Source organism: Pseudoalteromonas sp. XMcav11-Q, assembly GCF_040104525.1.
Classification (GTDB): domain Bacteria; phylum Pseudomonadota; class Gammaproteobacteria; order Enterobacterales; family Alteromonadaceae; genus Pseudoalteromonas.
In genome coordinates this window covers 289,436-300,068 of sequence record NZ_JBECOX010000007.1, presented here as the reverse complement: position 1 = coordinate 300,068, position 10,633 = coordinate 289,436, and the positions used below count along the sequence as shown (strand labels likewise).

General features: G+C 36.2%; 9 protein-coding genes. All 9 read right to left on the bottom strand.

Annotated elements, in window-relative coordinates:
• Positions 1–113, bottom strand: a 113-nt coding sequence (locus tag ABMY45_RS13795) for a transposase (RefSeq protein WP_349289022.1), incomplete at its 3' end; no start/stop codon positions are given.
• Positions 114–762: 649 nt separating this feature from the next.
• Entirely contained in the window at positions 763–1,233 is a 471-nt protein-coding gene (locus tag ABMY45_RS13790) for a hypothetical protein (protein ID WP_010606865.1), read from the bottom strand.
• Positions 1,234–1,309: 76 nt separating this feature from the next.
• On the bottom strand, positions 1,310–1,543 hold the full coding sequence (locus ABMY45_RS13785) for a hypothetical protein (RefSeq protein WP_349289020.1): 234 nt from the start codon (positions 1,541–1,543) through the stop codon (positions 1,310–1,312).
• A 312-nt stretch (positions 1,544–1,855) separates the two neighbouring features.
• Positions 1,856–3,253 (bottom strand): alpha/beta hydrolase-fold protein, encoded by a 1,398-nt coding sequence (locus ABMY45_RS13780; protein WP_349289019.1) that lies wholly within the window; start codon positions 3,251–3,253, stop codon positions 1,856–1,858.
• Positions 3,254–3,351: 98 nt separating this feature from the next.
• A complete protein-coding gene (locus tag ABMY45_RS13775; RefSeq protein WP_349289018.1) occupies positions 3,352–4,962 on the bottom strand; it encodes a serine hydrolase in 1,611 nt (536 codons plus the stop codon).
• Positions 4,963–5,004: 42 nt separating this feature from the next.
• Positions 5,005–5,433 carry a GNAT family N-acetyltransferase gene (locus tag ABMY45_RS13770; RefSeq protein ID WP_174170250.1) on the bottom strand — a complete coding sequence of 143 codons (429 nt, stop codon included), beginning with the start codon at positions 5,431–5,433 and terminating at the stop codon, positions 5,005–5,007.
• A 164-nt stretch (positions 5,434–5,597) separates the two neighbouring features.
• Positions 5,598–7,091, bottom strand: a complete 1,494-nt coding sequence (locus ABMY45_RS13765; RefSeq protein WP_349289017.1) for a hypothetical protein — start codon at positions 7,089–7,091, stop codon at positions 5,598–5,600.
• A 171-nt stretch (positions 7,092–7,262) separates the two neighbouring features.
• A complete protein-coding gene (locus ABMY45_RS13760) occupies positions 7,263–8,318 on the bottom strand; it encodes a helix-turn-helix transcriptional regulator (protein ID WP_010606871.1) in 1,056 nt (351 codons plus the stop codon).
• Positions 8,319–8,595: 277 nt separating this feature from the next.
• Complete coding sequence (locus tag ABMY45_RS13755; protein ID WP_349289016.1) at positions 8,596–10,539, bottom strand: S9 family peptidase; 1,944 nt, start codon at positions 10,537–10,539, stop codon at positions 8,596–8,598.
• Positions 10,540–10,633 lie beyond the last annotated feature (94 nt).

Here is a 10,633-nt window from a genome sequence, read left to right as displayed (position 1 = left end):
AATGTACTTTGGCCGATGCCATGTTTGCGGCAAATTTCTGGCACAGGAATACCTGACTCAGCTTCCTTGATCATGCTGACAATTTGGGTTTCGGTGAACTTGCTTTTTCTCATCGTAAATTTTCCTATTTTAGTTAATGGAAAATTCTACTTATGAACTGTTTCATTTTTTGGGGGAGTTACACATTAAGCCTATAAGCCATTTCGGAGTACGGAAATAGCTCGCGAATTCAGATAATAAATCCATCAATCATGATTAAAGGGTGAGAAAGCATCAATTGCTTGTTGGTGGTACTCTGTAATCGCCAGAAGATAAGAGCAGATACCAAGTTAAGGCTTGTTTACGCAATGAGTTTTATAGGGTGATAGAAACAAGCTAAAAGTGAGTCATAGTACAATAGTATTCGATGTCATTATTTGACTGAAATCGCCCACTCAACAGTGCATAAACGAAAACGACTTGCAGCTAAATGCACCAATCCCCCATTGCGTTTGTTGAGTTAGGATTAGAAAAAGGTGGAGCCCTGAATAGATAACGGGCACTCAATACGAGGCCCAGAAAATGTTCAGGGTTTAGACAACAAGCGGTTATATTCGATGAATTAGGCAAAAGCAGCCTAATTTTGCGAGCGATGCACTTCAAACTTGAATTCGCGACTGTCATCTTGTGAATACTTTCAATCATTTCAAAAGTAAACTCACCTTAATCGGCCTAGTCGAAAAATGCGTAACACTTACCATTTTATGAATCATAATCAATAAATTACCTTGCTTCTTCCTTATTTTTATCAAAGTGTCCGACTGTTTGCTTATTTACCGTTCTATATCCGAAAAAACATAACAAGCCAACTAGCAACCAAGTAATACCAATGGATAAGACAATGTTGCTTGTTTTGTCAGGATAGCGAAAATACAATTGAATAGGTAAAACGCCTCGGATAATGCATACAAACGCAATTAGATAAATACAAAACCTCGATAAAGGAAGTTTGCGCAATAGCCCTGCACCAGATAATGCATACAACCCAAGCACCATGAATATCGCAGACACTAGAGTTGTTCCGATTGGGGCTAGTAGAGTCCCTTTCATTGCAGACTCGATAATCTCGGGGGGAGCCATCTGTGATGAATAACACTGAGGTCCAAAGTAAATACAAGAAAGGTGCGCTAGTGCCGTGCTGAAGAAAATAGTAGCTCCTATAGCCAATAAGATAACACCTTTTTTAGCACTCATAATATTTCACCCTTTCTTATTAATAAAATTTAAAATAATCAATATAAAAATTAAAAAACATCAACTTATATACACTTTACTTTTCCAACCTACTTCCAGAAGGATAAAAAACATAAAAGTAAATACCTATCCCACCTACACAATATGCTATAAACACTACAATTAATGGGAACAAATTATCACCATTATTGTAGTTCGGCATCATAAAAAATAGAAAAGTAGCAATTGAAAGTGCAAACAAAAAATAAAAGGTAATTTTAGATTTTCCTTTATCTTCCACACTCTTTCTTTTAGAACTACCTTTAATCATGTATAACCCCTATTACCGTTGAATCAACATTGTAAGACGATGTTTATCTTTAGTTGTCCAGCCGTTATTGATACCATTTCAGGCCTCTCCGCTCGTTGAACACACTCTGAGTTCAAGCCCAGGCACCTTTAAACTACACTGTCAATTATGGTTTGTGTATTGATTACCTTAAACTGAATGATCTAACACCTTTTTAGGGTCTTGTTATCATATAGTCATGAACACCAAGTGCAGAACACGGTCAGCTTCTCCAAATAATCACACTAGCATATATTCCTACGACGTCTTTTCCCATTTGATTAAGTTTCGATTTCATAGCTTACTTTGCTGTAATACTTTCGTGCTTAGTTTTTTAACTCTCGCAATATTTCTTTTTTCTATGTTTATAAATTCTTGGTCATCTCCCTCTATAGACAACTCCAACGCTTTTCTATATGCAAGCTTAGCCAAGTAATACTCTCCTCCTTTTTCATATGCTTCACCCAAACTATCAAATCCATTTATCGAATTAGGAAAATAGCCAACAACAAACTTTAACAGCTCAATAGCGTCTCCTACTTCATCACTATTTAAACGATCGTAAGCTAATGATATTAAGATAGATTCATCTAAATCATCAGCTTTAGACGTTGAACTCGAAATAGCTGACAATCCTCCTTTCATCCAATTCCCATATATATGAAATGATTTCCTACTCAAAACAGAATCAGGGTAGTAGTGATTTGAAAGGTTCAAAAGTAGATTCGCCATACTGTAATCTTTTGTTCTAGACATACAGAATGAAGCCATTCCTAGGAGAGAGTTTTCTCTTGGTATAATAGGGTAGCCTATTCTTTTTGATAAATTTTCATAATGCAATATAACATCTTCAAAAGAACGACCAGAAATAAATTCCTCAGTAAGAGAAAGTCCATTATATAACCAACTCAAACCCTGAATCATCCCACTAAAACTAGTTGTATTGTGATCAGAATATTTCAAAATTTCAGCTCCCCAATACAAATTACCTGAGACATTACTTTTGAATATATCAACGACGTGGTTAAATTCTTTTGTAATTAGAGAGTGCTCTAGCCCTCCTAAAGAGAAATAGATTGCTCCCTCATTAACTCTTGAATTAGTGAAGTACAGCTTTAACTTCTTACTAAATTGCTTAGCATGGTGAAATGCAGGACTAATTGCAATGTGTCCATTGTAGCCAGTAGGGTTTTGCAAAAACAAGTATGATACAAATAGGCCAGCCATTGAGTGCCCAGCTATAAACTTGGTATTGTTTATCCTGAACTTTTCACTTATAAATTGCGTGACTTCATCTCTTATAAATTTTTCGTGCTTTTTTGCTAATTCGGAAATGGTGTATGACTCTGAGTTTAGAAAAGGAAGGTTCTCATTAAAGTAATTATCCTTACTAGGCAGACCAACCACAATCATTTCATGAATTTGATTTTTTGATGCAAGGAAGCTTGCAATCTCTGTCGCCAATATATGGTTTTTCTCTGCATTTAAAACATATAAGACAGGGTACTTCCTTTTTTTATCCAACGCGTAACTTTTAGGCAAACTAACTAGTATTACTCTATTTTCGTTATGTGAAGCCGAGTAGTAATTAAACTTTTCACTTACCACTTCGTAATTTGACAATCCCTCATTTGATATAGCAACATTACAAGATAGAATTAATAAAACTATAAAAACAACAATATATTTCATTTAAAAACCTTACACAATTATCTCTTGAGAACCAACCCGAAACCACAAAGATCAAAATTAACACACCACCAACTAAAAATATAAAAACAAAGTTAAAATCACACTTTACCTTTATACGACCTTAAATAAAATCCAACTAGTATCGAAATCATTAAACCAGGAAAAAAATACTGATTTAATAATATTTTCTGATAAAGCTTTTTTGCCTGCTTGTTATTAACCTCAATAGATAAGGCTTTTTGTAGGTTTTCTTTTGCACCTTCTTTATTACCTCTTTCAATCTGTATTTTGGCCAGGTTTACATAAGGTATTGGCGAGTTAGGGTTCATCTTAATGGCTTTTTCAACCCAGCTTTCCGCGATTAATAAATCATCATATTTAGCAGCTGTTGCTGCTTGTATAAAAAACAACTTAGGTGTTTTAATGTCAATTAGCTCACCAACATCATTTACTTCAATTTCTAGTGGCTCATGGAGATCAGAAATAATAAAACGATTATTATTCAAGTAACTAAGTTCAAATTTTCCCGTTCCCCAATCAACAAATAAAGTCTCATTTTTGAAGTTGATGCTAACTAAAAGCCCATTATCTAAAGCAATGCTTGCATTATTAAATCGATATAGTTCAGGGATCTGTTTTTTATCAGCCTCTTGTTGTGTTTCAGTAATCAAACTCGGTTTCGAATGCTGTTGACCCTTCGAAATAGAAATAATGCCGCTGAGCATTTTATGAATTGACTTGGCAGAAACCGTGTGTTCCAAATATGTGTCAGTACGTAAAACCACCACCATATCTAGAGAAGGGTAAACAGCTAAAGTATGCCCTCCATTCCCTCTGGCACTAAAACTACCATCTTCTTCAACCCACCACATAAGGCCGAAATAAGGAGGGTATTTATCACCCATATTCGTGTTGCTTATAGCGCTAGTGCTTTTAACAACCCACTCATGAGGAATCAACTGTTTGCCATTCCAAACCCCACCTCTAGCATATAATAAACCAAACCTAGCTAAGTCGCGGGATGACATCCTAATCTGAAAAGCTGAATGTTCAGACTCAGCCTTTACATAATATCCGTCTGTAACTCGGTAATCTTGCATCTGTAAAGGGGCTGCCAATTGAGTTGCAATTGACCCAAGAATTTCCTCTCCAGTAATTTTCGAAAACAGAGTACCTGCAACATTAAAATCCCAATTGTTATACCACCAATACTTGCTTGGCTTATAACTACCTCTAGCTGGCTTGTTTAATCTCATTTCATTATTTTCGGCGGCTGCAGGAAGGTAGACTCCAGACCGAGACGATATAACATCAAAAACCTTTGCTGATAGTTCTTGATCAGTCAGCAATGAGTTATCATTACAGTTTAGATCTGCAAGGCTTGCTTGAAAGTTGATAGAACTAGAGTGAATCCCATATAGTGCACTCAATAAGCTCTTTCTAATCGAATGTATAGGAAACCTTCGGTCATTCTCCCCCCAATCTATAGCAATGGCGCCATCTTTAACTACTAAAAGCGCTGAGAAGGACTTCTTATTGTAAAACTTTTTAATTTTATCTAATCGCTCTGAAGTAAAGCCAGCCTGTTCTGGAGATTTGTAATGAAGCCAAGTAACATCTGGGTATATTTCAGCAGCAAACAAATAACTTGAAACAAAAAAGCTAATAAAAACAAAACCAAAAAAATTAAATATTTTAGTTTCAAACATTGCACAAGCCACCATTAAAACCCCAAATAAAAAACATTTTTATTATAAAAACTTGCACATACCAAAACCTAACTGACTACCATCCCTTTCTAAATATCCATATTTTTTGTAGAATGTTTCTTTACCATTTGCGGAAAAAAGTCCTACTGTAGCTCCAGCGTTTGCATTTTCTGATAAATACATCTCAATTTTTTCCATTAACAAATTTCCAACTCCCATACTTTGATATTTAGGGTCGACAATTACGTCTTGAATGTAATAAAACATAGCTCCATCACCAATCACTCTTCCCATTCCTATAAGCTTTGAATCTAATCTTGCAACGACATGAAACAAGGTGTTTGCCAATGCTTTTGAAGCTGTCTTTGTATCTTGTTTTTCCCAACCTACGATACATCGTAAATCAATAAACTCCTTTACTTTTGGCGCGTTATGTTGAATTCTCACATCTAAAATCGATCTTTCTTTCATAAAAATATAATCGCTCACTTAATTTTATAAAACCAAACACAAAAGCAGAATTTTAAATTCATGACGAGCCACCTACTTCACTTAAAAAGGACTAACACATTTAAAAATCAACTTATCTCAACACCACACTAAAAATAAAAATTATAAATTCAACAAAGTTAGATCTATAAACTACTTCCTTTCCCTAAAACAAATTCTTCCCATAACAATTTCTGACTTTTAGTAGCTAAGCTATCTCTGAGCAGTTTCCTACCATTATATTTCAGCCCCATTAATTTCGCGGCGTCATAAAATGGAATAACATTAGGAACTGTTACATAATCCTTAAACTCTAAGGCTATTGATTCTCCATATAATTTACTTACTGATTTATATAGCTCATTCAAATTCATCTCTTTTCCACCTCTTGGATAGTTTTGTAGTAAATATCTCCACAGCTCATCTAAATTTCGTCTCCCTTCACTTTTGGCTCGGATTTTGAAATCAAGAGTAAGAGCTGCAATCATGCCCCCCCAATAAACAGTGGTAGATTTATCAGACTTATCAGCACCAGCACTAATCAGAGTTAACTTTCCATCGGCTTCAGCTTCATATTCTTTCATTCTATATAAAATACCATCTAAAAATTCAGACTCATTTTTTATACCTATTCTTAATAGTGCAAGTTGAGAAGCATACTCAGCTCCAAACCCCTCATTAAACCATTCATATAATGCGGACTTATCACCTTTATCATCAACTTCTAACTGATTGAATGCGAAACCGTGAAACAGCTCATGAGCAACTAGCCGTGAAATACCCAAGGGGATTTTGCTACTTTTATCTAAAAATTTTTTGTCAGCTGGACCTACCGATATTGATATTGCTTTGCCCATGACCTCCCCTCCTCCATCATTACGATCTGAAACTATAAGAACCATTCTAGATTTTAAAGGTGATTGATATTGAGCTCCGTAATATTGAAAAAATTGGTCAACTTTCTGATTTATATCGTCAACCATTTTACGAGTATATTCACCTGAAAAAGCCGTTCTTAGTTGTACATTTCCTACTTTAAAAGAACCTTGAGTATGCTCACCCGCAAAGAATGCTGAGTTTTGCAGATCACTCGTCCCCTCCACGTAGAATTCAGTTGTACTATCATTAACACTTTCCCAAGGAGTAGTAATGGCCCAAGAATTGGGGGTTTCAAATTTTATATTTACTTTTTTACTTGGCTTCCCTGCAATAAATAGAGCACGTCCAGCCCACATTACACCATCTTCTGTTGCATAAGCAGCTCCATTATCACCAAATTTTATCTTAGGAATTACTGTGTCGTGTCCTAAAACGACATCATATGACAAAGTAATCTTTCCATTTTCGTATCCAATTAGTTCCCATTTACTATTTTCAACCTCAGAAATCTGAATAGTTTCTCCATCTGAATTTAATACTGTGAGGTTTCTTACAAATCCTCCCCAGCCATTTTTCAAACCATGAACATTTTGCTCATTCATGGAAATAACATGACCATGTGGGAAAAGAACTGCTTTAACTTTCGCTATTCTGGGGTTGTTCTTAGTGATAAAAACAGTGTAATGATCAGCTAATGCTGGAGGTGAAAAAAGCAAGGTGTAAAAAGCAAAGGAAAGTGTAACGGCTATAGTTTTGAACATATAAAACCTACAAAATAGTGTTTATCTTACGACTAGCATTGAAGCAGCCTTCAATTAGCATTGGAGACGGCTGGTGCACTTGGTAGTCAAATCGAATTTACAACACTATCCGTTTTTTAATTAGTTCTGTCTTCCCAAATCATGATTTGGGACTAAATAGGACCGGTTAACTCACTGTTTTTGTGAACTTCGGTATTTACTAGGAGTCATTCCTACCGTAGATTTGAATGTACTATAGAAAACAGATTTTGAGTTAAAACCTGAATCAAAAGCTATTTCTAAGATACTTTTGTGAGATTCTTGTGGCAGAACAATTTGTTTCTTAACTTCATTGACTCTCATGTTGTTAATGAATTCACAAAAGTTATAACCTGTGGCAAAATTTATAGACCAAGAAACGTCTTTCAACTTAAAACCTGTTTCATTCGCAACTTCTATTAGTGATAACCTTGGCTTTTTATAAAGCTCTTTTTCTAATACTACTTTTGTAATATCTTCACATAATTGTTGTGCTAATTTTAAGTTAGATTGTTGTTCACATTCTAAAACTTTCACCTTCAAGTCTTCATAGGGAACCATATCATCAAATAGCTCAGGTTGATGAGCAGTTTTAACTACTAGAAAACACATCAAAAGCAGCGCCACCAATACATCAATAAAATACCAACCAGCCTTTATCTCAATGGCGTTAAATGGCTGCAAATTTAACCTTAAAAGATCTACTAGAGCAAAGATAAAGAAAACATAAATTATCTTGTTAACCCAATCTAACTTTAATGACAGTGCGTCAGAGCGGACGGCCATTGATATGGAGTGATATCGCTTTATTAGCTTTAAAGAAGCAATTAAGTAGGTAATTTGACTAAATGTAGCAATCAAAATAATAAGCTGGACATGTTGCGTGAAGGGTAATGCTAAAATTGCAGGTGCCACATGCAGAAACTTTAATTTAGAAGCTATAGGCTTTTCATTAATTATCCATCTAACTAAAAAGTAGACTATTGGCCCTTTAATTAGTGTAAAAATGGGAGTTACTATATACCCATCTTGACCTCGTGTTTCTTCATATAAATTAAATATCATTAAGATAGAATAATATATGAAAAGAAATAAGACGCCTCGATATCTATCCATTTTCCAGACTAAAATCACTCCTAACACCGAAACCACTGTAAAAACTATTTGCAAGATGTTTACTGGCTGCAACTGAACGGTTTGTGAAAACATCGATTCCCTTATTAATTTATATAATCGGTAGTGCCTATTGCGCTCTATTACAAGAAAATTAATCTGCATCGTGAGCATTTGAAGCTGTCATAATGAATGGCTAAGCTTTGGATAAAGCATAACCGATTATGTGTGATTTCACCTAGCATGTGGCGTGATTTTAAACTGTTCTTGAATTTAAAAAGCTTTGCTCAGTTCGAATAAGATAAGTATTGAAGGTGTTAGTTGAGAAATATGATAGCCAGCATCAATTGCTGGCTATTATTGTACTTTATTACTATAACTGCATGGGCTTTTCTAAGAATGCCAGCACTTTCTTAAAGTATTTCAGACGATGTTCCGGTTTATAGAAACCATGCCCTTCATCTTCAAGTAAGTAATACTGATAAGGCTTATCAGCCTTTTTCAGTGCATCAATTAAAGATTCCGCTTGTTCAATTGGCGCTCTTTGGTCCTCACCACCATGTACGATAAGGACTGGAACCCTAAGCTTCTCGACATTATAGCTTGGAGAAAATTCCTTTAACTGCTTTTCATCGGTGCCAAGTACACGTTCTAAATATGCGACCCCTGAACTACGCTGAGCAATATCACCTTCTTCAAACATCAGTGGTAAATCATATACGCCAACCACACCTACAGCACATTGGAATAAGTCTGGTTCTAATATTGCGCTTTGCAATGCCGAATAACCACCAAAGCTCGCTCCCATAATACAAATCCGATTTTTATCAGCGATACCTTTAGAGATTAAGTCACGGGTTCCATCAATGATGTCATATTGAATTTCTTTGCCCCACTTTCTATAGCCAAGCTCTTCAAATGCATCTCCATAACCACCTGACCCTCGAAAGTTAATTTGTAATACAGCCATACCTCTGCTCGCGAGCATTTGCACTTCAGGGTCAAACTGCCAATAATCTCTTGGTCCGTGAGGTCCACCATGCGGCATAACAATCAAAGGAAGGTTTTTCTTTTCTTTACCTTGTGGTGTGGTGAGGTACCCGTGAATAGTAATTCCATCACGTCCTTTAAAACTGATGGCTTCCATCGTTGACATACTATTAGGATCAATCCAACTACGGTTTGCGACTAATAACCCAAGTTGATTTTTCTTGCTATCAAATAGATAGTAATTTCCAGGATTAATATCACTACCAGCAAAAACGATAACTCTGCTGCCATCTCGAGTACCACTTACTATGCGGATCTGATTCCCCGGTATTGAAGCTATAAGCGACTTTAGTCGTTGGCTCCATATTGAATCTTGATCTACGAACGCATACGTCGGATAATCCGGATCGAGCTCAATTGCGAAAGGAGTTTGATTAACCGGATCACGCCATATTTTAGATGGATCAACTAATTTGTCTTGGAAAAAATGCTTGAGCTTGCCAGTTTCCAGTGTCAGTTGATAAACCCCTCGCGGCTCTCCTGCTTTTGCAGCGGATAGATACGCCAATTTACCCGATTCATCAAAACCATGTAGCCAATAGTCATCAAGATCTTGTGCTAGTGTTAACTCTTTCCAGTCACTATCTTTTGTATTTTTTATAAATACAGATGTGTTACCATTATCATCAGTCGAAGCAACAGCTCTCACCTCCCCTTGATGATCTGTCAAAAAACGCCCCATCCTACGCGGAGATATAGAGACTTTTCGTCTAACACCTGAATGGACGTTGACTTCGTATACCACAGTTACTGGCTCCTTAGAGCCTGACCACGGATAAGTCACGATCAGCATTTTATCTTCATCATTGACCAAAGGGTCAAGGATGTAGGAAGTGCCATACAGAGGTGTCGCTTTTTTCAGTCGTGATCCGGTTTGAGTTTCACCTTGATATCCAACTAAGTATCTCCCTCGGCTACCGTCAACATTTACACCAAATAATTCGCCATGATACTCAGGGTGATCTCGCCACCCTCGGATATACTCTTTCTCAAGTACTACACGGTTGTCGTTAACCCACTCATAACGACCAACTTGGGCATTACCGTTGAATCTCACGGCATGAATAACCTTAAATCCATCAAGTTCTAGAAAACCCAAGATACTTTTTCCTTCAGCTTTAGTGATAAAGCCTAGGTATTCACCGTTTGGTGATATTTTTACACTTGAAAACTCACTACCTTTGCTAAACGCCTCCAACGGTATGTCTTGCTGAGCAAACACAGCTGTCGCCATCAAGGAAAGAATTAAAATAAGTAACTTTTTCATCCTGTTATAACTTCTCCATTATTATTAAAAATAGTCATCACTTTAATGGGTACATTGTAACAAGAGTTTAGTCACTTAGGTAGTTGTATAATTT